The sequence below is a fragment of the Heyndrickxia vini genome (assembly GCF_016772275.1).
Classification (GTDB): domain Bacteria; phylum Bacillota; class Bacilli; order Bacillales; family Bacillaceae_C; genus Heyndrickxia; species Heyndrickxia vini.
On sequence record NZ_CP065425.1, the window covers coordinates 400524 to 422921 of the forward strand.

Annotated in this window: 26 protein-coding genes and 1 tRNA gene; 19 read left to right on the forward strand and 8 right to left on the reverse strand. The window is 37.0% G+C overall.

What is annotated here, in order from left to right; all coding sequences use genetic code 11:
• Nucleotides 1–1002 (forward strand): ABC transporter ATP-binding protein, encoded by a 1002-nt coding sequence (locus tag I5776_RS02120; protein ID WP_066227529.1) that lies wholly within the window; start codon nt 1–3, stop codon nt 1000–1002.
• Nucleotides 1003–1018: 16 nt separating this feature from the next.
• Nucleotides 1019–2020, forward strand: a complete 1002-nt coding sequence (locus tag I5776_RS02125) for an ABC transporter ATP-binding protein (RefSeq protein WP_066227527.1) — start codon at nt 1019–1021, stop codon at nt 2018–2020.
• A 159-nt stretch (nt 2021–2179) separates the two neighbouring features.
• Here the strand turns inward: I5776_RS02125 and I5776_RS02130 are convergent, their stop codons facing one another.
• The gene (locus I5776_RS02130) at nt 2180–2455 is read right to left on the reverse strand and encodes a hypothetical protein (RefSeq protein ID WP_066227524.1); all 276 of its coding nucleotides are present in this window, start codon (nt 2453–2455) and stop codon (nt 2180–2182) included.
• 200 nt (nt 2456–2655) lie between these two features.
• Here I5776_RS02130 and I5776_RS02135 point away from each other — a divergent pair, with 200 nt between their 5' ends.
• Nucleotides 2656–3321, forward strand: a complete 666-nt coding sequence (locus I5776_RS02135; RefSeq protein WP_066227521.1) for an SOS response-associated peptidase — start codon at nt 2656–2658, stop codon at nt 3319–3321.
• A gap of 15 nt (nt 3322–3336) precedes the next feature.
• The gene (locus tag I5776_RS02140; RefSeq protein ID WP_066227518.1) at nt 3337–3741 is read left to right on the forward strand and encodes a VanZ family protein; all 405 of its coding nucleotides are present in this window, start codon (nt 3337–3339) and stop codon (nt 3739–3741) included.
• Between the two features lie 27 nt (nt 3742–3768).
• Here I5776_RS02140 and I5776_RS02145 read toward each other — a convergent pair whose 3' ends face one another.
• Genes I5776_RS02145 through I5776_RS02155 form a run of 3 tightly spaced genes read right to left on the reverse strand, consistent with a single transcriptional unit; the run spans nt 3769 to nt 5706 of the window.
• Nucleotides 3769–4632, reverse strand: a complete 864-nt coding sequence (locus I5776_RS02145) for a hypothetical protein (protein WP_202778759.1) — start codon at nt 4630–4632, stop codon at nt 3769–3771.
• 24 nt (nt 4633–4656) lie between these two features.
• On the reverse strand, nt 4657–5070 hold the full coding sequence (locus I5776_RS02150) for a DUF6114 domain-containing protein (RefSeq protein WP_246483882.1): 414 nt from the start codon (nt 5068–5070) through the stop codon (nt 4657–4659).
• A gap of 30 nt (nt 5071–5100) precedes the next feature.
• Entirely contained in the window at nt 5101–5706 is a 606-nt protein-coding gene (locus tag I5776_RS02155; protein WP_202778760.1) for a DUF6230 family protein, read from the reverse strand.
• Nucleotides 5707–6038: 332 nt separating this feature from the next.
• Between I5776_RS02155 and I5776_RS02160 the strand changes: the two genes are divergently transcribed.
• The 6 genes from I5776_RS02160 to I5776_RS02185 all read left to right on the forward strand — a co-directional run bounded on the left by I5776_RS02160 (nt 6039) and on the right by I5776_RS02185 (nt 10451).
• Entirely contained in the window at nt 6039–7535 is a 1497-nt protein-coding gene (locus tag I5776_RS02160; protein WP_425490323.1) for a LuxR C-terminal-related transcriptional regulator, read from the forward strand.
• Nucleotides 7536–7631: 96 nt separating this feature from the next.
• Nucleotides 7632–7850, forward strand: coding sequence for a DUF1659 domain-containing protein (locus I5776_RS02165; RefSeq protein ID WP_107957908.1), 219 nt, complete (start codon nt 7632–7634; stop codon nt 7848–7850).
• A gap of 199 nt (nt 7851–8049) precedes the next feature.
• Complete coding sequence (locus I5776_RS02170; protein ID WP_107957910.1) at nt 8050–8265, forward strand: DUF2922 domain-containing protein; 216 nt, start codon at nt 8050–8052, stop codon at nt 8263–8265.
• 92 nt (nt 8266–8357) lie between these two features.
• Nucleotides 8358–8501, forward strand: a complete 144-nt coding sequence (locus tag I5776_RS02175; RefSeq protein ID WP_107957912.1) for a YvrJ family protein — start codon at nt 8358–8360, stop codon at nt 8499–8501.
• A gap of 196 nt (nt 8502–8697) precedes the next feature.
• Nucleotides 8698–9966, forward strand: coding sequence for a metal-dependent hydrolase family protein (locus I5776_RS02180; protein ID WP_202778762.1), 1269 nt, complete (start codon nt 8698–8700; stop codon nt 9964–9966).
• A 59-nt stretch (nt 9967–10025) separates the two neighbouring features.
• Nucleotides 10026–10451: a hypothetical protein gene (locus I5776_RS02185; protein ID WP_202778763.1), complete on the forward strand. Its 426-nt coding sequence runs from the start codon at nt 10026–10028 to the stop codon at nt 10449–10451.
• An 85-nt stretch (nt 10452–10536) separates the two neighbouring features.
• On the opposite strand, the gene nagE is transcribed toward I5776_RS02185, so the two are convergent.
• Together nagE and I5776_RS02195 are read right to left on the reverse strand one after the other, a co-directional pair.
• Nucleotides 10537–12498 (reverse strand): N-acetylglucosamine-specific PTS transporter subunit IIBC, encoded by a 1962-nt coding sequence (gene nagE / locus I5776_RS02190; RefSeq protein WP_202778764.1) that lies wholly within the window; start codon nt 12496–12498, stop codon nt 10537–10539.
• Nucleotides 12499–12620: 122 nt separating this feature from the next.
• The gene (locus tag I5776_RS02195; protein ID WP_202778765.1) at nt 12621–12794 is read right to left on the reverse strand and encodes a hypothetical protein; all 174 of its coding nucleotides are present in this window, start codon (nt 12792–12794) and stop codon (nt 12621–12623) included.
• 141 nt (nt 12795–12935) lie between these two features.
• On the opposite strand from I5776_RS02195, the gene I5776_RS02200 reads away from it, so the two are divergent.
• Both I5776_RS02200 and I5776_RS02205 read left to right on the forward strand, forming a co-directional pair.
• Nucleotides 12936–13025: transfer RNA gene (locus I5776_RS02200), tRNA-Ser, on the forward strand.
• 324 nt (nt 13026–13349) lie between these two features.
• The gene (locus tag I5776_RS02205) at nt 13350–14105 is read left to right on the forward strand and encodes a GTP pyrophosphokinase (RefSeq protein WP_202778766.1); all 756 of its coding nucleotides are present in this window, start codon (nt 13350–13352) and stop codon (nt 14103–14105) included.
• A gap of 92 nt (nt 14106–14197) precedes the next feature.
• Here I5776_RS02205 and I5776_RS02210 read toward each other — a convergent pair whose 3' ends face one another.
• Nucleotides 14198–15367: a hypothetical protein gene (locus I5776_RS02210; protein WP_202778767.1), complete on the reverse strand. Its 1170-nt coding sequence runs from the start codon at nt 15365–15367 to the stop codon at nt 14198–14200.
• 287 nt (nt 15368–15654) lie between these two features.
• On the opposite strand from I5776_RS02210, the gene I5776_RS02215 reads away from it, so the two are divergent.
• On the forward strand, nt 15655–16002 hold the full coding sequence (locus I5776_RS02215) for a lmo0954 family membrane protein (protein ID WP_202778768.1): 348 nt from the start codon (nt 15655–15657) through the stop codon (nt 16000–16002).
• Nucleotides 16003–16022: 20 nt separating this feature from the next.
• The gene (locus tag I5776_RS02220; RefSeq protein ID WP_202778769.1) at nt 16023–16655 is read left to right on the forward strand and encodes a PspA/IM30 family protein; all 633 of its coding nucleotides are present in this window, start codon (nt 16023–16025) and stop codon (nt 16653–16655) included.
• Between the two features lie 35 nt (nt 16656–16690).
• On the opposite strand, the gene I5776_RS02225 is transcribed toward I5776_RS02220, so the two are convergent.
• On the reverse strand, nt 16691–17143 hold the full coding sequence (locus tag I5776_RS02225) for a zinc metalloprotease (RefSeq protein ID WP_202778770.1): 453 nt from the start codon (nt 17141–17143) through the stop codon (nt 16691–16693).
• 159 nt (nt 17144–17302) lie between these two features.
• Here I5776_RS02225 and I5776_RS02230 point away from each other — a divergent pair, with 159 nt between their 5' ends.
• The 5 genes from I5776_RS02230 to I5776_RS02250 all read left to right on the forward strand — a co-directional run bounded on the left by I5776_RS02230 (nt 17303) and on the right by I5776_RS02250 (nt 22324).
• On the forward strand, nt 17303–18439 hold the full coding sequence (locus tag I5776_RS02230; protein ID WP_202778771.1) for an acyl-CoA dehydrogenase family protein: 1137 nt from the start codon (nt 17303–17305) through the stop codon (nt 18437–18439).
• A 181-nt stretch (nt 18440–18620) separates the two neighbouring features.
• Nucleotides 18621–18710, forward strand: a complete 90-nt coding sequence (locus I5776_RS02235) for a YjcZ family sporulation protein (protein ID WP_084347325.1) — start codon at nt 18621–18623, stop codon at nt 18708–18710.
• 30 nt (nt 18711–18740) lie between these two features.
• A complete protein-coding gene (locus tag I5776_RS02240; protein WP_202778772.1) occupies nt 18741–18896 on the forward strand; it encodes a YjcZ family sporulation protein in 156 nt (51 codons plus the stop codon).
• 148 nt (nt 18897–19044) lie between these two features.
• Nucleotides 19045–19227 carry a cold-shock protein gene (locus tag I5776_RS02245; RefSeq protein WP_066225803.1) on the forward strand — a complete coding sequence of 61 codons (183 nt, stop codon included), beginning with the start codon at nt 19045–19047 and terminating at the stop codon, nt 19225–19227.
• 457 nt (nt 19228–19684) lie between these two features.
• Nucleotides 19685–22324, forward strand: coding sequence for a DUF5689 domain-containing protein (locus tag I5776_RS02250; protein WP_202778773.1), 2640 nt, complete (start codon nt 19685–19687; stop codon nt 22322–22324).
• Nucleotides 22325–22398 lie beyond the last annotated feature (74 nt).

The following is a 22398-nucleotide window of genomic DNA, read 5'->3' on the forward strand; positions in this document are numbered from 1 at the left end:
ATGGGTAATTTACTAGAAGTTAAAGACTTACATGTTTCCTTTGGGACCTATGCGGGTGAAGTCCAGGCGGTTCGAGGAGTTAGTTTTGAAGTGAAGCAAGGGGAAGCAATTGCAATCGTTGGGGAATCGGGCTGTGGAAAAAGTGTCACAGCTAAATCGATTATGAAACTATTGTCTACCCCGCCGGCTAAATATAAAAGCGGTTCAATCTTATTCAATGGACAAGATCTAATTCCTAAAAACGAAAGGGAGATGCAAAGGATTCGTGGAAATGATATTAGTATGATTTTCCAAGACCCGATGACATCTTTAAACCCTACGAGTAAGGTAGGAAGCCAAATCATGGAAGCTGTCCTGCAGCATAATAAGGTTTCCCGGAAAGAAGCATGGACAGTTGCGAAAGAAATGCTCGAATTGGTAGGAATTCCTCAACCGGAAAAAAGATTGGATCAGTATCCACATGAATTTTCGGGTGGGATGAGACAAAGAGCGATGATAGCGATGGCACTTGCTTGTCGTCCGAAATTATTAATTGCTGATGAACCTACCACTGCACTGGATGTTACGATCCAAGCACAGATACTAGAGCTTATGAAGGGCCTGCAACAAAAAACGGAAACTTCTATTATATTAATCACACATGATTTAGGTGTTGTTGCGGAAATGTGTGATCGGGTGATTGTTATGTATGCGGGAAAAGTAGTGGAGACAGGGACAGTTGAGGAAATCTTTGAAAAGCCACAACATCCTTATACAAAAGGACTTTTAAAATCAGTTCCAAGATTGGATATGAACAAAAACGAGCCACTTGCACCAATAATTGGTACACCGCCGGATTTATTAGAGCCGCCGAAAGGATGCTCCTTTTATGCGAGATGTGAGTCTGCTATGAGAATATGTAAAGACTATTCCCCGGAGCTAGAAGAGGTGGCAAAAGGTCAAACTGCTGCATGCTGGCTCCACCATCCGCTTGTCTCCATGAAAAAGGCTAGTGGTAAATAGTGAGGAGGAGATTTAGATGAATTCGAAAACAATTGAGACAAATGATGCGAACAAGACGAGCACTCTTACTCCTCTTATCGAAGTGAAAAACTTAAAGAAGTACTTCGGTTCCGGTGATCAGGCGTTGAAAGCAGTAGATGGAATTAACCTAGATATCTACCCTGGAGAAACGGTTGGACTAGTTGGAGAAAGTGGCTGTGGGAAGTCAACGGCAGGTCGAACGATTATTCGTTTATATGATGCAACGGAAGGCGAAGTGCTGTTTAACGGTAAAAATATTTATAAGAATAGTAGTAGTGAAATGGCTAAAGTACGCAGAGAAATACAATTGATCTTCCAAGATCCGTATGCTTCCTTAAATCCACGAATGACCGTTGAAGAGATTATCGGTGAGCCCATCGCCATTCATGGATTGTTACATGGAAAAAAGAAACGTGAACGTGTATTAGAATTATTAAAACTAGTAGGGTTGGATCCCGAACATATTCATCGATTTCCACATGAGTTTAGTGGTGGACAACGTCAGCGGATTGGAATAGCCCGAGCATTGGCATTAAATCCGAAATTCATCGTCTGTGATGAACCGATATCTGCTCTGGATGTTTCGATTCAAGCGCAGGTTGTTAATTTACTGAAAGATTTACAGAAAGAGATGGGGCTGACGTACTTATTTATCGCTCATGACCTATCGATGGTTAAATATATTTCTGATCGAATCCTTGTAATGTATTTAGGGAATATGATGGAGCTTTCGGAAAGTGAAGAATTATATAATGAGCCCCTACATCCTTATACACAAGCACTGTTATCAGCGGTACCGATTCCGAACCCTAAATTAAAAAGAGAACGAATTGTTTTACAAGGGGATGTACCAAGTCCAATTAACCCGCCGAGCGGCTGTGTCTTTAGAACACGCTGCATGCATGCCATGGACATCTGCGCACAAAAGAAACCAGAATGGCATGAAGCAAAACCAGGACATTTTGTAAGTTGTCATTTGTATAATAAAAATATATAAGAACAAAAAAACTGAGATGCAAACTGTCTCAGTTTTTTTGTTTAGGCACTTTTTTTGAAAGATGGGTTGCTTTGCTTTAAACACAAAATAAAATTGAAAATGCTGAGTGGATTGGAGCGGAAAGAAACGGGCCATTGTTTATTCCCAAGACTACAAACTTTAATTAAATATTATCATATACAATTGCATAGCCGAGAGCCCAAGCATCATAACAATTGTTAACATACTTCTTAGTCCGGACTTCCAATCTTTCACCGAGAATAAACCAATTACACCGAGATAGAGAATAATAACAGATAATGCTAATGTAATATATAATGGTTGAGTAATGGTAAACTGAATGGAATGAAGAAAATTTGTGATGTATGCAATCATGAACAGAAGTGTACAACCTATACATAATAAAAAGGAATATAAATTTAAACGAACACTCATGTAAGACACCTTCCTTTAGTTGTTTTTGTCGATTTTGTGTCTAAAATATGTATATTTAATGAATATTCGCTATGTTCATTTAAAATCCTTCTTTTTTAAAAACTTTTAAGTCCTTTTATGTATTTTTATTAGGAATAAGAAAAATTCCCTTTTTTAAGGTAGAATAAGATAGGTGAAAAAACTACTTTGGAGGAGTAGGCATGTGCGGTCGATTTAATTTGTATTCCAGTATCGAAGATTTATTGGAGCGGTTCGATCTTATAAATTGGGAAATGATTGAACTTTCCCCAAGATATAATATTGCACCGAGTCAAGAAGTATTGGCAATCGTTGAAGGAGAAAGTGGGCATCGTGGTGGCTTCCTGCGTTGGGGGTTAGTTCCTGCATGGGCAAATGATCCGAAGATTGGTTATAAAATGATTAATGCCAGAGCTGAAACGATCGATGAAAAGCCAAGCTTCAAAAGTTTGTTAGCGAGGAGACGTTGCCTAATCATCGCCGATGGTTTTTATGAATGGAAGAAGGAAGGAAATAGAAAAACACCATACCACATTTATTTAAAAGATAGACAACCCTTTGCATTCGCTGGTCTTTGGGATCGTTGGAATCAAGATGGAGAAATGATTCAATCATGTACGATTATTACAACAGAGGCCAATGAACTAATGAAGGATATTCACGACAGAATGCCGGTCATCTTAACGAAGGAATCTCAAAAAGTCTGGCTGGACCGGTCCCTTCAAGATGAAAAACAACTCAAATCCCTTTTAGTACCGTTTGCTCCAACATTAATGGAGGCCAACACCATATCAGAACTAGTAAATAGTCCAAAGAATGATGGGGCGAAAATACTAAATTCACTATAAGAAAAGGTTGATAGAATGAAAAAACAAACAATTTGGTGGGTATTAGCCATCATCATGTGTATCATAATTTATAATTTTACGGCTGCACCGGAATCTACTGGCTCCAACACCTTGAAGATAATTGAAAGAATAACGGGATTAAAAGGTGAAGCAGCAGGCGTATTGAATTTTATTATTCGAAAGCTTGCCCATATTAGTGTATTTGGATTATTGGGGATCTTTTTATATAATGCCTTTCGCAAAAATAAGATATTCTTTGCATGGTTTTTGACGACGCTTTATGCAGCAAGCGATGAGTACCATCAATCACTTGTTCCAAATCGTACGGCTTCCGTCTGTGATGTATTATTGGATTCTGGTGGGGCATTACTAGCCATGCTAATTATTCGGGCAATTTTTAAAGGAAAACAAAAGGAGTAGTTCATGACGAATCTACTCCAAAAGTGATTATGGATTGTTACTCGGGTCAGTTACAATTGTGTTATTATCATCTGTTCCGCCATTTTTAGGGTTATCCGTCTGCTGACTTTTTTCATCGCTATTTTGTGTGCCATCCGTTGGGGGATCCTCGTCTTGTTGTGAATCCTCTTTTGGCTGATCGGCGGCATCATCCTTTTGAGAATTATCCTCATTTTTTTCCTTGGGTTCTTCCTTTTTGCTGTTATCTTCTGTTTTTGTTTCATCCTTTTGTGTATCTTTGTTCGGATCATTTGTTTCTTCACCTTCCGGATCTTTCTTTCCATTTAGAAGATCATCCATCGTAATTGGAAAGGTGTGCTGATCCGGATTTTCTTTAAGAAGTGCTGTTAATTTTTCATTCAACAGTTTTAAATGTTCTTCACTGTCTGAAGTTGTTTGGAAGTTATTTTGGGCAAATCGTACATCCAAATTTGGTAAAGAAGCAAGATCTGCTGTTTGCTTATGTGCGACAAGTCGGATATTTTTGAGGCCAACTTCACCAACACGGGGAATATAAATTTCATCAAATGTCAGCTTCGTCACGTCTGCACACATTTTACTTAACTCATCAGGTCCATTTGATGTCATTTGCATAGTAATACCGGCGTTTATCTTTGTTAATCTCATCCCGTAAATCGTCGATTTCTCAAAGCAAAGGCGTAGCATGACTTTTTTCGGAGAATGGGATGTCTCACCGGTGACAATACTAGGCAAGCTTATGATACCTTCAACACGGTCCGCCTCAATGATAAAACCCTCTGAAGATGTCGATTCAGCAATAGATGGATGTATCCAAGTTGCATTAAAAACGATATAAAGGATAAGTATAAAAGGGAGTGTTCTCTTTAACATAGCTATCACCAAATTTCAAATGATTCATTTACTTGCCGCAATTTCTTGAATTGTTTGATCCTCTTCTATTTGTTCTTTATTTGTTGAAACCGGTACAATTCTCCAGGCGATAGATAAGGAACCGCCAATAATTCCTAGAATCGTCCCGATGAAAAAACCGCCTAATGCTCCCATAATAGATAAAACAGATAAAAAAATGGTTAAAATTCCAAATACGATATGAAATTTCGGAAAAATGAAGCCTAAAATCCCTAAAAGGACAACTAAGCCTCCGAAAATTATTCCAATTACTACTAAATTACCAGGGGCAAATGCGATTTGAATTAACTGTAAAGGTACATATAAAATAATGAGTCCAGAAAGGAGCGACAAAGTCGCCCCCCAAAATGGTCGGCTCATTCTCCAATTTTTAAAACGTTGTCTAATCGTTTGTTTCATTCACTTTCAACTCCTAATCAGAGCCAATGATTATTTGCCTTTTTTTATAAACTCAACTTTCAATCCAGGCAGTTTTGCTACTTGTTGGAAAAGATAATGTGTCTCAAGACTGCCGTCCTTAATAGTGACTGTTGTTGCCCCTTGAGTAAAAGCTTTGCTGGCAGCTTCCGGGTCACTTGCTTCAACATAATTCTCGCTAATATTCATATCTGTAAATTGAGCATTTCCTTGAACAAGCGCTGCTTTTTGGATAAGACCAGTTAATTCAACAGGAACACTACCGTTACCAGCAGTAATCATAACCGTGTAATCACCGAGAAGTGGGAGTGAGACTTCTTTTGAAATTTTTAAACCTTTAATGGTGACTTCTTTGATATCATTTACAAATACTGGTTTCACATGATCGGCACCTTTGCTTGGATCACCGTATAGGGATCCATACAATTTAAATCCTTTCCCTTGCATCTCATCAAACGATACATTGAACTTTCCGATACCACCCATCGGCATTGCATAGGCAACACCTGTTGCTCCAAACACTGTTAGTAGTGTCCCAAGAAATAAAAAACCCGCTAATAGTGCAATTAAGAAATGCTTTTTTGATGTTTTCCCCTGTAAGACCATTGCCTCATTCATTTAGATCTTCACCCCTTCTTCGTGTTTAACGTATTAACTGGATAATCAGGTCTCTGTTTTGGTAAACACCCCCTTTGCAAGCGGTTTCACACCTTTTTTCTTAAATTTTATTCAAAAAAGTGTGAATACTGAATTCCTATATATGTAGGAAAATCAATTTTTCATTCCCTACAAATGTCGTGTTCCAGTTAATGACAATTTTCGAGAAGTTATGTCAAATTTAATCTAATTTTCGTGTAAGAAAAAGGACTTAAGTAAGGAACGTTATGATACTATAAAATATAGACGGAATGTTCAAAAAATATATCGATGCAGGAAAGTAAGGGGAGAGAATGGTGAATCTCACACTAAATAATCATATGAAACTAGTGTTGAAGAATGGCGTTGAACTTTTATGTGATCATCAAGACCAAATTATTAAAGAATGGGCAGGCATTTTGGAATACATGAAAATTCATCATAAAAAATCTGCGCACGCATTTGAGTTCGCTTTTTCATTCTTTTCTCAATTCCTAAAAATGAGTGAACAAAATATCGACCATTTAATTAGTGATATACGGACCGAGTGGTTTCAACAATTTCATAGACCGCCAGAACCAAATTTATTAATTTTTATTTTGTCACTATTAGAAAATGCTGTACATAAAGTAATTAAATTAAATACGACCCGTTCATTTCATTTGCATCCTTCTGTCCAGTTTTTGTTTTCAAAAATTTGCGAAGAAATGCTTGCATCTACAAAACATGACAAGTTTCATATCGATTCACTATGTGAACAGATGGTTCGATCAGAGCAATTAGATATTGAATGGATAGCTAGAGTGGAGCATGTGGAAAATGGGTATCAATTAAAAAAAATTACAGGTTTATCAATGAAAACAAAATTCCAAGTAATAGCATCATCATGGTTCCAAATCACTGAAGAAATATTGCAAAAAACAGGAGGGAAAAAGGGAAGAAGCGATGTTTTTCCTATCCCTTGGAAAAATGAAACTTTGCTCTTTTGTATCAATAATCATGATGGATCGTCTATCGTTCCGTTTTTGACATATGCAATGCATGTGCTGCAAATTGAAGAAGAAAACTATCAAATACATTGGAAAGATGCGGTTATTTTATTTAATGAATGGATAATGCGTTCGAAAAATTTGGATGAGGCAATTAAAAATATTGCCTACGGATATGCACATTATTTGCCATTTGAGAGATGTGCAATTTTTCGCTATTCAAACATCGAAGAAAAAGGACAGGGACTCTTCGGCTATCATTTTAATGATGAAGAAATTCGGAGTATTAAAGAAAATATTGATAATTTTCCTTCATTATATAAAAGTTTAGCACGATTAAATCCTGCAAATGAAGCATTAAAGAATTTTCAGCCCATGTATTTTTCACATGCATCGGAGGAATTTCCTTATCGCTATGTTCAAACGTTCCAACTAGAATCCGTGGTTGTTGCACCGATTTATGTCCCCGCTGATGGTAAGCTTATTGGTGCTGCTTTTTTAGATAGAGGCCCAGGAAAGTTTTTTGATGTTGACAGCAATACATTTGCGGCATTATTAAAATTTGGTCAAGGTGCAGGAGAACTTTTATCAAAATTTACTGAACCTGAACATTGGCCATCAAAAGATCCATTGCTATCTTCAAGGGAAATTAGTGTGTTGGAATTACTTGCGGAAGGAGCCTCCACAACGGAAGCCGCGGAGGCACTTCATTTAAGTGAATATACGGTACGTGATTATGTATCAAATATTATGAAGCGATTAAATGCTAGAAATAGAACGGAAGCTGCTGTTAAGGCAATTCGATTAGGAATTATAAAGTAGAAGTTAAAAACTCATCAATTTTGGTGAGTTTTTTTGTGCAGGGGTGCCTTATTTTCCCTTTCATTTATATATATAAGGTGAAAGGAGGTGAGGCACATGGCAGATATCCTTTTAAAGGGTTCAAGTTTAAGACTTGTATTTAATAACGGTGTAGATGATAATGGCAAGCCGGTGTTTAAAACAAAAACATTCAATAATATCCGTCTGGAGGCAACGCCGGAGGAAATGTTGAAGGTCGCACAAGCAATTGACTCATTATCTCAAAAAGACTTATTTAATGTAGAGCGAAACGATAGCTCTGATGTAAAGGCGTAAGTTATTTTAACAGGTAAGAAAGTATAAATTTTGCAGAATTAATCTTTCTAATAAATATCTGCTTTGTCTAGCTCCAGCGCCTATCGACTAGAAAACTTCAGAACTTTTCCCTACGATAAGTCAAAGTCCCTTCAGTTTTTACGTCGATGAGCAAGGCGCTTGCGCTTTTCTTATAATTCATTGCTAAGGAGGTGAAAAGATGAAAACATTGGAGCTTCAATTTACTACATCCGAAAATAAAACAGCTCGAATTTCCATCGAGGAGCCAATCGAACCGGTGGATACGAACAAAGTAAAAGCAGCGATGGAAGAAATTATTGCATCAAACGTGTTCATTAGTTCAACTGGCTCCGCCTATACCGAAATAAAAGGTGTAAGGCTGATCGAAAATAATGTAACAGAGTATAATCTATAACAATCTTTAGTTTTCATATAAGGGAAAGGCCTGAATTCCGCTAGGAAAGGCCTTTCGTGTTTCACAATTAATGTAATGGAGGAGGGAAGAAAATGGATCAGCTATTACCCTTCATTAGTGAAGTCGGCTTTCCTATTATTGTTACGCTGTACCTACTCTATCGTATTGAAACGAAATTAGATGCAGTTGTACAATCAATCGTAAGCTTGCCCGAGCGTTTGAAGAGAATAGAGTAGAGAAAAAAGCTTGAGAGGGAAAAGACAACCTTTCAAGCTTTTCTGCTATAGTTTACCGCGTTTTTGAATTAATTTTTTATTGGTATAAAGGAAAGTTTAGATTTACGAAAAAAAATGAAATTTTAAGAAGGATTTTCTTTTATTTTTATTGAATATTATAAATGTTAATAAAATTTAAAAGACTGGAGTGCTTATGATGACTTACATACTAGTGAAAAACGGAACGCTTATCGATGGAAAAGGCGGGCAACCCATTCAAAATGCTGCAGTACTGATTAAAGACAATAAAATTGTCCAAGTAGGAAAACTTGAAGATATTAATCTTCCTACTGAAGAAGTAGATGTAGTTGATGCGGAAAATGGATACATTCTTCCGGGCTTAATTGATACACATGTCCATTTAATGATGGAATTTACCGATATAAGAAAATCTTTAGCTACACCATTTGCATATAAGTTTTATCAAGCAATTGGATATATGAAAAAGACCATTGATGCAGGGATAACTACTGTTCGTGATGCGGGATTCACAGATCTAGGGGTGAAACAGGCAGTGGAGGACGGACTTGTACTTGGACCACGTATGCAAGTAAGTATTAATCCACTAACGATTACCGGTGGTCATGGGGATAACTGGACACGCTCGGGAATTGATACAACTAGTCTTTCCTACCCTGGAATGCCAAGCGGATTTTGTGATGGTCCTGAACAAGTACGTCAAAAAGTAAGAGAAATGTTGCGAGCGGGTGCTGATATCATAAAGGTTCATGCAACAGGTGGAGTAATGAGCCCAACAGATCATCCGGAGTTTACACAATTTTCGCAAGAGGAACTAAGGATTATCGTTGAAGAGGCAAGATTCCGTCGTGGCATTAAAGTAATGGCTCATGCACAAGGTGCAGAAGGAATCAAAAATGCTGTCCGCGCTGGAATTCATTCCATTGAGCATGGAATTTACCTAGATGATGAAGCGATTGAATTGATGTTGAAACATGGAACTTACCTAGTTCCAACTTTACTAGCACCGGTCGCGGTATTAGAGCAAGGAAAAAATAGTGACAATATGCCAGAGCATGCCATCCAAAAGTCGTTAGAAGTGGTAGATATACACCATGAAAGTGTTTCGAAGGCATTTAAAGCTGGTGTGAAAATCGCAATGGGTACTGATGCAGGGGTGATGCCGCACGGAAGTAATCTTCGTGAATTAAATCTGATGTGCAGCATTGGTATGACTCCTATGGAATCAATCGTTGCGACGACAAAAGTAGCTGCGGAATGCCTTGGCTGGGAAGATAAGCTCGGCACAGTTGAGGAAGGAAAACTAGCAGATCTCGTCATTACCAAAGTGGACCCACTTGCAAATATTTCTTCACTTGAAGATCAAACGAATATTGTTACTGTAATGAAAGATGGACAAATAGTGAAAGATTTAAGAGTGGGAACATCGAATTTAGTCACTCAGTAATATTAATATCAATTTTACTTATGAGAGGTCCTTTATTATTATAAAGGGCTTTTTCATACATGAATTATGTAAAAATATATAACGCTTATTCTACACCCTTCGTTAACTATGAAGGGTTTTTTGATCCATACAATTCGGAATTAGTTATCGATGGCTATAAGGATGGAACCAGTCAAAAAAAGAAGGGAACCGATCAAAAAGAAGAAGGGAACCAATCAAAAAAAGAAGAAGACCGATCAAATCAAGCGGAACCGATCAAAAAGAAGAAGAGACCGATCAAAAAAAGAGGGGAACCAATCAAAAAAGGAAGAAGACCGATCAAATCAAGCGGAACCGATCAAAAAGAAGAAGAGACCGATCAAAAAAAGAAAGGAACCAATCAAAAAAAGAAGAAGACCGATCAAATCAAGCAAAACCGATCAAAAAGAAGAAGACCGATCAAAAAAAGAACTACCAGTACCGTGCGCAAGTTATCTATTTTTTGAATAGCTAGATATACTTAAGTTGATGCTTTTTTTTCAATCCATAAACGATATAAAAAAGCAAAAGCATTTGCTTTTGCTGTTCTCATTATACGATTTCAAAGAAGTTCGTATCACCGTGTTGGATTTTTCCTTCTTTTAATAATTTTACACTTTGTCCTTCTTTCAAGTTTGTAAAGATAATAGGTGTGACTAAAGATGGTACTTTACCTTTGATGGCGTCAATATCAATGACAGCGATTTTCTGTCCTAAAGAAATTTTATCGCCACTGTTTACTAGGACATCAAAGCCCTCTCCTTTTAGGTTAACCGTATCAAGTCCCATATGAATTAATACCTCTAGACCATCTTCCGTTTCTAATCCAATTGCATGTTTTGTTGGGAAAACGGATGTTACTACTCCGTTGAATGGTGCAAAAACTTCACCATTTTGTGGGTCAATTCCAAAACCGTCACCCATCATTTTTTGTGAGAAAACTTGGTCAGGTACGTTATTGATCGTCATTAGTAATCCCGTTAATGGAGCGGCAAATTCAATACTATCAATATTTTTATTTGTACTTTCAGATTTCTGTGTAGCATGACTAGGTGCAGCTGTTGTCGGAACGGGTGGATGATCCATAGTGTATAACTTTTTTAACGCATTTGCGGCAAATTCAACATCAGGACCGACAATAATTTGAACACTCGATTTACTAGTCTTCATAACACCGCGTGCGCCAAATCGTTTAATCATGCTTTCATCAATTGTTGCACTATCTTTAACATCTAGTCGTAAGCGAGTTGCACAATTATCGATATTTGTTAAATTGGCTTTTCCGCCTAATCCTGCTAGGAAACCAGAAGCCATACGAGTATATTTATCATCTCCGGATACTGTTTCATCGTCTGCATCCATCTCATCTTCATCTTCACGTCCAGGCGTTTTCAAGTCACGCCATTTAATAAAGAAATAGAAGACAACGAAATATATGACTGCATAAATCACACCGACTAAAAGTAATAGAATCGGCTTTTGGGCGATTCCAAAGTTTAAGATATAATCGATTAAGCTTGCTGAGAAACTAAACGATGTATGAATGCCTAACAAATACGTAATGGCAAACGATGATGCTGTGAGTAAAGCGTGAATGGCATAGAGCAATGGTGAAATGAACATAAATGAAAATTCAATTGGTTCTGTTACACCAGTTACAAAAGATGTTAACGCCATTCCAAGTAATAATCCTGCCACTTTTTTGCGGCGATCACTTTTTGAAGCCATAATCATTGCAATACAAGCTGCAGGTAATCCAAACATCATAATTGGGAAGAAACCAGTCGTAAAGACTCCTGCTGTCTTATCTCCGTGAAGGAATCGAGTGATATCCCCATGATAAACGGCTCCAGCTGCATCTGTAAAGGTTCCAAAATCAAACCATACTAATGTATTAATAATATGATGTAAACCTAATGGAATAAGAAGACGGTTCAAGAAACCAAATACTCCGTATCCGAAAGCACCGCTACTCGTAATCCAGTGAGCCAAGGCATCAATTCCATCTTGTACATATGGCCATACGTATCCGAAAACAATACCTATAATAACGCTTACTAGAGCGGTTACAATTGGGATGAACCTTCGTCCGCCAAAGAATGCCAGCCATGTCGGCATCTTAATATCATGAAAACGGTTGTAAAGTAACCCAGCAGCAATACCGGAAATAATTCCACCGAGAACACCCATATTAACCGCTGGATTAATCGCATGCGTTGTAAAAACTAAAACCATATAACCAATGGCACCTGCGAGTGCGGCGGCCCCATTATTATCCTTTGCAAAGCCGATAGATACGCCAATGGCAAATAGTAATGCAAGATTACTAAAGACTGCCCCTGGATCATGGGCTGCATCTAGTGTCATACTACCGAAAAATGCATTTCCCGCTTCTGCAATAAATTTAATATTTAGTAAATCTGGTTGTCCAAGTCGCAGGAGCAAACCAGCCGCAGGTAACACAGCAATCGGAAGCATTAGTGATTTACCGATTTTTTGTAAAAATGAAAGCATAACGCCCCTCCTAAAATTAAGCTAATTACTATTTTAGATTAGTACAGAGTCATTAAGATGTCTATACCAATTGTTTATAATAAATTATTTTAATATAATATAAAAGGTAAATAAAATGGGAGCTACTCTTTCTTAGGCTCCCGTTTATCCATTTCTTGAATAATATCGATTAAGTCTCCAATTGCACGTTCTCGTATATAATCATGATTCTCCTCTAATTGTACCGCAACACTAATTAACATTCTTTTAATATATGTCCAGTCTTCTTTAAAGGATAGAAAATCGATATTTTCCATCTAGGATTCCTCCTTTTAATATGTAATGTAATTAACGATAATGTAACCGAAATATTGATTTACTATTCCAATAAAAAATATCGGAAGTTTAAGTATTTCGTTTGTCATAGGCTTCGGTTTTCCTATATAATAAAAGTAAATGGAGGAGTACCCAAGAGGCTGAAGGGGACGCACTCGAAATGCGTTAGGGGTTAACCGCCTGCGTGGGTTCAAATCCCACCTTCTCCGCCATGCAAATTACAATGTAATCTCAAATAACAATAAAAGTTATTAAACCTACTATTTCATTTAGTAAGGTTTATTTTTTTGCTCAAAATGAAATGACACTGTGTCATGATAGCTGTTGACAAATGACATTGTGTCATCTATTATAAAAATATACTACAGTGACACTGTGTCATATGAGTGGATTAATGATGAAGGAAAAGTCAATTTACCTAAAAAATTTAAAAAAACTCATAGCTAAACTACAGAAACAAGGAATAAATGTCACATTGTGTAAAAAACCGGTTAGAACCTAATACTTGCGACAACATGGAAAAAGGGGAAATAGAAATGGAGCTAGTCGAAACCAACAATTTAAATGGAATGGAATCCTTGAAAAGGGAAATCCTTCGCTTCATGATGGGATATAAATTTGCTTTAGATGAAGTAAATACGAAAATTGATATATTAAAGCAAGAATTTCAATTAATACATGATTATAATCCAATCGAGCATGTGAAATCACGGATAAAATCCCCAAAAAGCATCTTGAGAAAGGTGCAGAAAAAAGGGTATGATTTTTCGTTGCCTATAATTAAAGAAAAAATCCGTGATATTGCTGGGATTCGTATTACATGTTCGTTTATATCGGATATATATGAAATTAGCAATATGCTACAAAAACAAAGAGATGTAGAAGTGATTGAAGTAAAAGATTATATAAAGAATTCTAAAGAAAATGGCTATCAAAGCCTCCATTTAATTATCAAAATTCCAATCTTTATGTCGGATAGGGAAGAACATGTATATGTTGAAATTCAAATTCGAACGATTGCAATGGATTTTTGGGCAAGTTTGGAGCATAAAATTTACTATAAATATAATAAAGAGGTTCCGCAAAAAATTAAAGACGATTTAAAGGAAGCAGCAATATCTGCTACCATATTAGATAAGAAAATGGAAAGTATCCATAAGGAAATGGATCAAATTAAACAAAGCGCCAAAGAAGAGGAAGATTTGCAGGAATTATTGATAAATAATGAAAGATTCCATCTCCCATATGACTTTTTAACAGCGGATATTATGGGGAAAAGAAAAGACAATTAATGAACATGCCAAAATCGCTAGACGATGGACAATCTATTGAAAAATAAGGTAAAAAGGACAACCTTTCTGTGTGAAAAGGTTGTCCTTTCGTATTATAAGGTTCCCATTAATACACTTGCAAGTATAACCGAAGCCACGGTTACGGTTGTAAATCCGCCTATTAATAGCGGAGTAAGGATTTGGGAAAAGATCCATTTCTCCTCTTGTTTATTTCGAGCAATGGAACGACTAATTTCCTCACAAATCATATAGTCACCTGGAAAACCGAATAATGCTGTTAAAGCGACGGGAATCCCTAAGTATTTATCCCACTTAAAGATTTTCGAACCAACAATGCCTCCAATAATAATCCCAATGGCTCCGACGAGTAAAATAAGAAGAACAGCAGGTAAGTTTTTGATAAAAATAGATAAGGTAACTGAGTTTAATGATGGCAAGAGGACAAAGATTAATCCGGCTGTGGCGATTCCAAAGGAGTTTGCCCTTTGCATCATGTTTTCTCGGAAAAATCCAGTTAGTATTCCGATAAACCCGATAGCTAATGCCCATAAACTATAGTGAATGCCTGTCCAATTTCCGAGTAAAACAGCTAATCCTCCACCAATAAATAATTGAAATAATAAAACGATTGGTGTGGCATATTTTTCGGAAACCCATGATTTAGCGGCAGGTTCTGCCTGCTCCACCGTAGCTGCAGTTTCTTTCAATACTTCTTCCGATGGCCTCTCATCACGTAATTTCAACGCATATTTTCGAAGGAAATTTGATGCAAGTGGCAACCCTATTAAGCTTTGTACAGCAAGAACGAGAGCGGGAATCACGATAATTGATGTTAGTCCAATTTCTTGAAGCTTTTCCGAGGTAATAACAAATGCAATGAGCCCTCCTGTTAATGGCCCAATTCCCGAAACTGCCGTTTGATAACCAAGAATAGGTGCAACAACTAATAAGATTAAGATAGTAGCAAAAATAATTCCAATAATGGATACGACGACAGATTTATATTGTGTTTTTAATGTTTTTAATGGAATAAGAGTCCCCATATGAACGATTAAAGGAGCAATCAATATCCCTCCTACAGCAGTTAAAGGAGTTTTTTCTAAAATGTTGTTTGGAAAAATGCCTGTCCAAAGGGCGATTAAGTAACCGAAAAAGACAACAAACAACATCGGAATTCTCGCTCGACTAGCAATTGAAATTAATTCACCGATAATGAGCAAAGCGAGTACAAACACAGTTGCAATAATAGGTTCATTTAGCATGCAAATCCTCCACTCTTTCTTGTTGTTCGTTAAGTAATATTGGTCAATTTAAAGAACGCAACACCTCTCTGTTTCTGTTAATTTTGAATTAATAAATAATTTTGAAATTAAATTTATTTTATATTCTTCAAAGAAAAAGTCAACCCTTTCGGAAATAAAAATATAAAGAAATTTCTGAAAACGTTTCCACCAATTAAGCCTTAAGTCCGATAAAAAAATAAAGCTCTGGATTGTTAATTGATTGAGAGGATTTCATTATCATTAAAGTATCGAAAGGGGAAATGAAAATGAAAAAAATCTTGATGTTTATTTTAGCAGGTGTGTTAGGCATTGTCGCTTTAACTAGTATAGGAAATATTATCGGATTAGTAATTAGTGTGGCGATTGCCTACTTTTCACTCAAGCAATTTCTTAAATCCGATTCATTTGGAGGGAAATTGTTATGGGCGATTATTGGGGTAGTTGCTATAGGAGCTACTTTTTCAAATTTACCAGCACTTGCGGGGATATTAGCTTTGTACCTTCTTTATGTAGGGTATAAAAATTGGAAAAAGGAAGAGAAGCCCACCCAATCATCGAAAGACCCGTTTACAAGCTTTGATCAACAATGGAATGACATTAAAGGAAAATTTTAATACAGAAGGAGATTATAAAAATGACAACATTATTTGAAAAAATTAAAAATACCGTATTAGCTGATATTAACGCAGTAATGGATAAGAAGGAAGAGAAAAATCCAATCGCATTATTAAATCAGTATCTTCGCGAAAGTGAAAACGAAACAAATAAAGTGGGTAAATTAATTGAAAGACAGTATATATTGAAAGAAGAATTCTACCGTGAATTACAACAAGCTGAATTTATGGAGGAAAAAAGAAAGAAACAAGCGGCAATCGCATTAGCGGCGAATGAAGAATCCCTTTATGAAACAGCGATTCATGAAGAAGCGATGTATAAAGATCAAGTCATTCGTTTAAAAGAGGCTTACACTCAAGTGACCATCCAATTAGAAGACCTTGAAAAGAGACATCGTGAAATGAAGCTGAAATTAAAGGATATGCATTTTAAACGGATGGAATTGATGGGAAAAGAAAATACGATGAAGGCGAACGCGAAAGTAAACACAGTTCTTGATCAATCAGTTGTTGGTAAATCTACCAATCGTTTCGAGGAAACAGAACGGTACATGGAGCAACTTGAAACCAAAATCAATACGGGATACGAACAAAGTATGTTCGATGCGAGAATCCAAGAGTTAGAAAAAGCAGCTGAAAAGCAAGAAATGTAAGTAAAAAGGTTGATTGACGGCATGAATGAATGTTGTTAATCAACCTTTTTTGTTAGTAGTTTTTGCAAAATTGTATAACCATCTGATTGTTTTCCGCCGATCTTGAAAGGGATAAGATTAACTAAAAATAACCATAAGTTAAATAAAGCAAAAAGCTGCCAAATATTTTGAGAGTGTATTGGTATCCACCACTGAAAAATAAACCAAACGACACCATTAAGTAATGGTCCGAAAGCGGTAATAACTATTTGCTCCAATTTTGAGAAATAAGGCTCCCGTTCACTAAATGTATGTGCCCCAAGTATATATAGAAGATAAACATTTATTGTCCATTTATAACAGTGGATGGAATAGATTTTCCTGCCGGAACCTATATTCATTTCAATTTTATCTGCCCTCATTAGTAATGAACCGAGTGCATGTCCAAACTCGTGAATGAATATGGTGATAGGAGCAGCGATAAATAAGAATAAAAATAGTAGGACCATGTTAAACTCCCTTCTTTATTTTATTTTATCATTATACAAACGGATAACTTGAAAACTATTTGTCTATTTAATAATTTATTAATTCCGACCTATTCAGTAGAAATTGAATTTAAGAATCGTTAAAATAAAGATATAGTCTTGATGAGAGAGGTGTAGTCAATGGATTTACTAGCTTTACAAACGATAGATGAACGGTTGATTGCAATTAGGGAATTCATACCCATTTTTAAAAAGCGGGCAGCAAAAAATGATCAAGAAGGACGCTTTCCATTCGAAAATATCCGTGACTTAAAGAGAATCAAATATACACAACTTACGGCACCTAAGATGTATGGCGGGGGAGAGATCCCTTTATATGATTTTGTGCGATTTCAAGAAGAAATCGCCATTGGTGATGGAGCAACTGCTTTATCGATAGGCTGGCATATGGGACTAATGATGAATTTAGCGAAAAACCGTCCATGGGAGGAAAAGCTATTTTCCTATATTTGTCGGAAAGTGAGTGAGGGAGAGTTACTTAATGTGTGTGCAACAGAGGAGCAAACGGGAAGTCCGACAAGAGGGGGTAAACCGCTCACAACCGCGGTTCAGCTTGGCGATCAATGGATAATTAATGGAAGAAAGACATTTTCAACGATGTCGCCAATGCTTGATTTTTTTGTTGTTTCTGCAACTATTGAGGAAACAAATGATGTTGCCTTCTTTTTAATCCCTCGTGACTTAGATGGCGTTTTCATTGAGGAAACATGGGACAGTGTAGCCATGCGAGCATCAGGTAGTCATGATTTAGTGTTAGATAATGTGAAAATTCCATTAAACTACTTAACTGAAAAACTTTCGAATCGTAAAAAGGCAGTAACGGGATACCTGCTTCATATTCCCGCCTGTTATTTAGGAATAGCAGAAGCGGCAAAACGTGAGGCAGTTTTTTTCGCAAAAAATTACACTCCGAATAGTTTGTCGCACCCCATTTTTGAGTTACCTGCCATCCAACAGAAGATTGGAGAAATTGAACTGCAACTTATGCAATCGCGTCATTTTCTATATTCGGTAGCGAAAATGTGGGATGAATCATCTCCAGAAATACAAAACCAAATGGCACCGGAACTCGGGGCAGTTAAATTAGCAGTGACGAATCATGCTGTGGAAATCGTTGATCTAGCGATGCGAATTGTCGGTGCAAGAAGTTTATCAGAAAAAAGTCCCCTGCAACGATATTATCGAGATGTTAGAGCGGGACTACATAATCCGCCAATGGATGATATGACCTTGTTGATGTTAGCAAAAAGGGTCTAAAAAAATACAAAACAGGGCAGTTTTCCTATGGAAGGCTGTCCATTTTTTTTATCGATTGTTCCTACTTCTAATTGGCGTTTTTAAAGGTAGCCTAAATTTTTAAAAAATGGTCATATCCCCAATCGCACGGAGTCATTTTTCCATAGTCTATAAGTGTAAAGGAAAGGGGAGGTGGTTATAAATGGGTGGAGCAGGATTTGGAACAGGATTTGCATTGCTCGTCGTCCTATTTATTTTGTTAATAATTGTTGGAGCAGCGTATCTGTACTAACAAAATTATGTTAAAGGAGTGGATCGATTGATGTTTGGTTACGGAGGCTTCGGTGGCGGTTGTGGCTGCGGCGGTTATGGAGGAGCTGGATATGGCTACGGTGGTGGATTCGGAAGAGGTGGCGGATTCGCGCTAATCGTTGTGTTATTCATCCTACTTATTATTGTTGGAGCAGCTTGGCTATAAACGTAGAGAAAATTAAGGGAAGTCGGCGAAAACGCCGATTTCCTTTTTGCTTTACACTTTTTAGCAAAGTTCAAAAAGAATTCAATAATATATCTTAAATTTCTTAAATAGGATATACTAATAGTAGTACATAGAAGGGAGAATCGTTATGGCATATTTTAAAGGCCAGAAAGAGCCTGTTCCCGAAGTCGAAACAAATGTTTGGTCCTGTACAAGTGATAGCTGCCAGGGATGGATGAGAGAAGCATTCAGTTTAGATGAAAAACCGAAATGCCCGCTTTGTCATTCAGACATGGACAAAGAAACAAGAATTCTGCCGGTTATTGAGTAAGGCTATTTTCGTAAAACATTTTGCATTTGAATGAAAGAAGTGATACTTAATTTGGATGTTAAGGGAGTTTACGAAAATATGCCCTGAAGACAAACAATATTAGGATTTATCATTCAATACGAAATAACGATAAGAAATAATCGGGTTTAGGATTATTTCTTTTTGAGAAAACAGTCCTTAATAACAATTTTTCAATTAGCATAATAGCACATACAATAACGGAAAAGAAAAACAGTCTCGTTTACAAAATGAGACTGTTTTTTTTGTGTGTTCCAGTATAGTTTTCTCAGACCTATTATAATAGACCTAGCAATTAATCGAATCTTTACGTTTTTCAGGCGTTTTGCCCTATATGTGAATGAAAAAAATGTTGATAAAGTAGTCTTAGGTATGTCACATTTCTATGATTCTAGTAGAAAAATGTGTCATATTACTAAATTCCTATGGGAGGTAACATATGAAGAAGGTAAAAAGCCTGTTTTTAAAGGTTGTCATGGCAATTCTTGTAGTAGGAACTTTGCCATCCCTGTCCGGGTTACAAGCTGTACATGCTGAGGGTCCGAATGATCCAGCACCGGAGATTAAACCTACAAATGATAATGGGAAAAAGGTATTGTTTGATAATACCCACGGTCAAACAGCTGGGGCAGCTGACTGGGTCATAGATGGGGGATTTTCTGATTTTGGAAATGCCATTGCAAAAAAAGGTTACTCTGTAAAAGAACTTCGTAAGACGACACCAATTACGTATGATGATTTGAAAACATATGATGTATTTGTGATTGGAGAAGCAAATATTCCGTATAAAAAATCTGAACAAAATGCAATGATTCAATATGTACAAGCAGGCGGAAGTATTTTCTTTATTGCTGATCACTACAATGCGGATCGTAACAAAAACCGTTGGGATGCTTCTGAGGTGTTCAATGGATATCGTCGTGGTGCCTTCGAAAATCCTGCCAAAGGAATGACGACTGAAGAAGCTAACTCACAAGCCATGCAAGGTGTAGAAAGCTCTGATTGGTTATCTGATAACTTTGGGCTTCGTTTTCGCTATAATGCGGTCGGTGATGTAAATGCAACAACAATCGTTTCTCCTAATAATACTTTCGGTATTACAAGTGGCGTTGATTCTGTTGCAGTACATGCAGGTTCCACCGTAGCTATTACAGATCCGACACGTGCAAAAGGTCTAGTTTACCTTCCATCATTATCTTCTAAAGATAAATGGAATAATGCTGTTGATCAAGGTGTATATTTTGGCGGCGGTGTGGATGAGGGCGCCTATGCAGCGATTTCAAAACTTGGAAAAGGAAAAGCTGCATTTATTGGTGATTCTTCCCCAGTTGAGGATGCTACTCCAAAATATGTACGTGAAGAAAACGGTTCAAAGAAAACAACGTATGATGGTTTTAAAGAACAAGATGATGCTGTTCTTTTAACAAATATAATTGACTGGTTAGCTGTAGATGAAGATTATACAAGTTTCGAAGGGAAAATTCCCTTAGATAAAGAATCTCCAATATTAGATATGGAAATTCCGAGTCAGTCTACAGAACCGCAGGCAGAGCCTTGGTCTCCTCCTGCCGCAGGTTATAAATGGTATGATTCTAGCACATTTGCTGCAGGATCTTATGGATCATCTAAGCCTGCTGAAGTAAATGCAGAATATTCATTTGTTCATCAAGCTGTGTTGCCAAATCAACAAGAATTCCAAATTCGTGTATCCGTTGATCATTTGGCTCCAGGACAAACTGTTTCTGGGTTAAAGGCGGGAATTTATTTAACCGGTGGAGAGCAAATTGCGAAATTCCAAAATGAGGACGGCACGTGGCCAACTTCTTATAATTATAGCTCGGAATTTTCCGTTACAGCTGATAAAACGGGCCATGCAAGTAAAGATTTAACTGTAAAAATCAATCCTGCTAAATCAGGTGCTGCTAGCTTACGATTAAAAAGTGGCAGCAAGAATATCATTACAGAAGCGGTAACGGTTGATAATGTGAATGCTGAGCCGCTTCCGGATGATAAGCCGAACTTACCAGAAAAAGTTTCAATTCAAGATGCAAGAACTGCACAGGTAGGAAAAACGGTGACGATTGAAGGTGTTGTTACTTCTAAACCGGGTGCCTTTGGGGGACAAGGGTTCTATTTACAGGATGACACTGCTGGAATTTATGTTTTCCAAAATGAAGCGGGCTATCAAGTAGGTGATGTTCTAAAAATCACAGCATCAACAGAAGTGTTTAATAATGAACTTGAGCTATCGAATCCAGTAGCGATAGAAAAAACAGGGACAAAGCCTGTACCTAAAGCCAAAATTGTGGCCGAATTAGAAGACGCAAATCAAGGACAACTTGTGCAATTAGAAAATGTCAAAATCGCAAATTTAGCGGTTGCCGGTCGTGCATTTGAATTCGATGCAACTAAGGATGGAAAGACAACGCGAATTCGTGTAGATGAGCGTACAGGTGTTACCTATGATGAGTTTTCGAAAAAATATAAGAATGGCGATGTGCTCAATATAACAGGTATTTCATCCGTTTTTAAAGATTTATATCAGCTAAAACCATTAAGTTTTGATCATTTTACAAGTGCTGATGTTACCGGGCCTGTAATTAAAGATATCGATCCATTAAGCATCTATTCGTACGAATCTTTTGAACAAACTATAGATGTAACAGACGAAGGCAGCGGTGTAGCTAATGTTACAATTACATTGGATGGAAATGAAGTGTCGAATCCAGTTAAAGTTGAACCTTTCACATTAGCACGTGGAAATCATACGATCGTTGTAAAAGCAGTCGATCAAGCGGGTAATGAAAGTGTTAAGGAATTTACGTTAGTTGTACAGATGGATTTGAATCATTTAGACGAATATCTTGATACAGGATATGAAAAAGGATTCATTACTAATAAAGGGATTTATAAAAGTCTTTCAGTCAAGGCACAGACAGCACAAAGAGCGAAATTGAAAATTGTTAGATGCACTCTTTTAAATTCTCTTGAGCTTGAGGTAAGATTGCATAGCGGCAGAAAGATCGATAAAGACTATGCAAAATCGCTTATCGATGTCATTAACTATTTAAAAAAGTAACAGTAAAAAGTCAGCCTGAAGGGCTGACTTTTTCGCGATTGAAGAGTAGGTGCAAATAATCGACAACATTTCCA

Excerpts from the sequence above, each read along its gene's own strand:
- I5776_RS02120 (WP_066227529.1), top strand. The coding sequence starts at position 1 with ATGGGTAATTTACTAGAAGTTAAAGACTTACATGTTTCCTTTGGGACC.
- I5776_RS02125 (WP_066227527.1), top strand. The coding sequence starts at position 1,019 with ATGAATTCGAAAACAATTGAGACAAATGATGCGAACAAGACGAGCACT.
- I5776_RS02130 (WP_066227524.1), bottom strand. The coding sequence starts at position 2,455 with ATGAGTGTTCGTTTAAATTTATATTCCTTTTTATTATGTATAGGTTGT.
- I5776_RS02135 (WP_066227521.1), top strand. The coding sequence starts at position 2,656 with ATGTGCGGTCGATTTAATTTGTATTCCAGTATCGAAGATTTATTGGAG.
- I5776_RS02140 (WP_066227518.1), top strand. The coding sequence starts at position 3,337 with ATGAAAAAACAAACAATTTGGTGGGTATTAGCCATCATCATGTGTATC.
- I5776_RS02145 (WP_202778759.1), bottom strand. The coding sequence starts at position 4,632 with ATGTTAAAGAGAACACTCCCTTTTATACTTATCCTTTATATCGTTTTT.
- I5776_RS02150 (WP_246483882.1), bottom strand. The coding sequence starts at position 5,070 with ATGAAACAAACGATTAGACAACGTTTTAAAAATTGGAGAATGAGCCGA.
- I5776_RS02155 (WP_202778760.1), bottom strand. The coding sequence starts at position 5,706 with ATGAATGAGGCAATGGTCTTACAGGGGAAAACATCAAAAAAGCATTTC.
- I5776_RS02160 (WP_425490323.1), top strand. The coding sequence starts at position 6,039 with ATGGTGAATCTCACACTAAATAATCATATGAAACTAGTGTTGAAGAAT.
- I5776_RS02165 (WP_107957908.1), top strand. The coding sequence starts at position 7,632 with ATGGCAGATATCCTTTTAAAGGGTTCAAGTTTAAGACTTGTATTTAAT.
- I5776_RS02170 (WP_107957910.1), top strand. The coding sequence starts at position 8,050 with ATGAAAACATTGGAGCTTCAATTTACTACATCCGAAAATAAAACAGCT.
- I5776_RS02175 (WP_107957912.1), top strand. The coding sequence starts at position 8,358 with ATGGATCAGCTATTACCCTTCATTAGTGAAGTCGGCTTTCCTATTATT.
- I5776_RS02180 (WP_202778762.1), top strand. The coding sequence starts at position 8,698 with ATGACTTACATACTAGTGAAAAACGGAACGCTTATCGATGGAAAAGGC.
- I5776_RS02185 (WP_202778763.1), top strand. The coding sequence starts at position 10,026 with ATGAATTATGTAAAAATATATAACGCTTATTCTACACCCTTCGTTAAC.
- nagE (WP_202778764.1), bottom strand. The coding sequence starts at position 12,498 with ATGCTTTCATTTTTACAAAAAATCGGTAAATCACTAATGCTTCCGATT.
- I5776_RS02195 (WP_202778765.1), bottom strand. The coding sequence starts at position 12,794 with ATGGAAAATATCGATTTTCTATCCTTTAAAGAAGACTGGACATATATT.
- I5776_RS02205 (WP_202778766.1), top strand. The coding sequence starts at position 13,350 with ATGGAGCTAGTCGAAACCAACAATTTAAATGGAATGGAATCCTTGAAA.
- I5776_RS02210 (WP_202778767.1), bottom strand. The coding sequence starts at position 15,367 with ATGCTAAATGAACCTATTATTGCAACTGTGTTTGTACTCGCTTTGCTC.
- I5776_RS02215 (WP_202778768.1), top strand. The coding sequence starts at position 15,655 with ATGAAAAAAATCTTGATGTTTATTTTAGCAGGTGTGTTAGGCATTGTC.
- I5776_RS02220 (WP_202778769.1), top strand. The coding sequence starts at position 16,023 with ATGACAACATTATTTGAAAAAATTAAAAATACCGTATTAGCTGATATT.
- I5776_RS02225 (WP_202778770.1), bottom strand. The coding sequence starts at position 17,143 with ATGGTCCTACTATTTTTATTCTTATTTATCGCTGCTCCTATCACCATA.
- I5776_RS02230 (WP_202778771.1), top strand. The coding sequence starts at position 17,303 with ATGGATTTACTAGCTTTACAAACGATAGATGAACGGTTGATTGCAATT.
- I5776_RS02235 (WP_084347325.1), top strand. The coding sequence starts at position 18,621 with ATGGGTGGAGCAGGATTTGGAACAGGATTTGCATTGCTCGTCGTCCTA.
- I5776_RS02240 (WP_202778772.1), top strand. The coding sequence starts at position 18,741 with ATGTTTGGTTACGGAGGCTTCGGTGGCGGTTGTGGCTGCGGCGGTTAT.
- I5776_RS02245 (WP_066225803.1), top strand. The coding sequence starts at position 19,045 with ATGGCATATTTTAAAGGCCAGAAAGAGCCTGTTCCCGAAGTCGAAACA.
- I5776_RS02250 (WP_202778773.1), top strand. The coding sequence starts at position 19,685 with ATGAAGAAGGTAAAAAGCCTGTTTTTAAAGGTTGTCATGGCAATTCTT.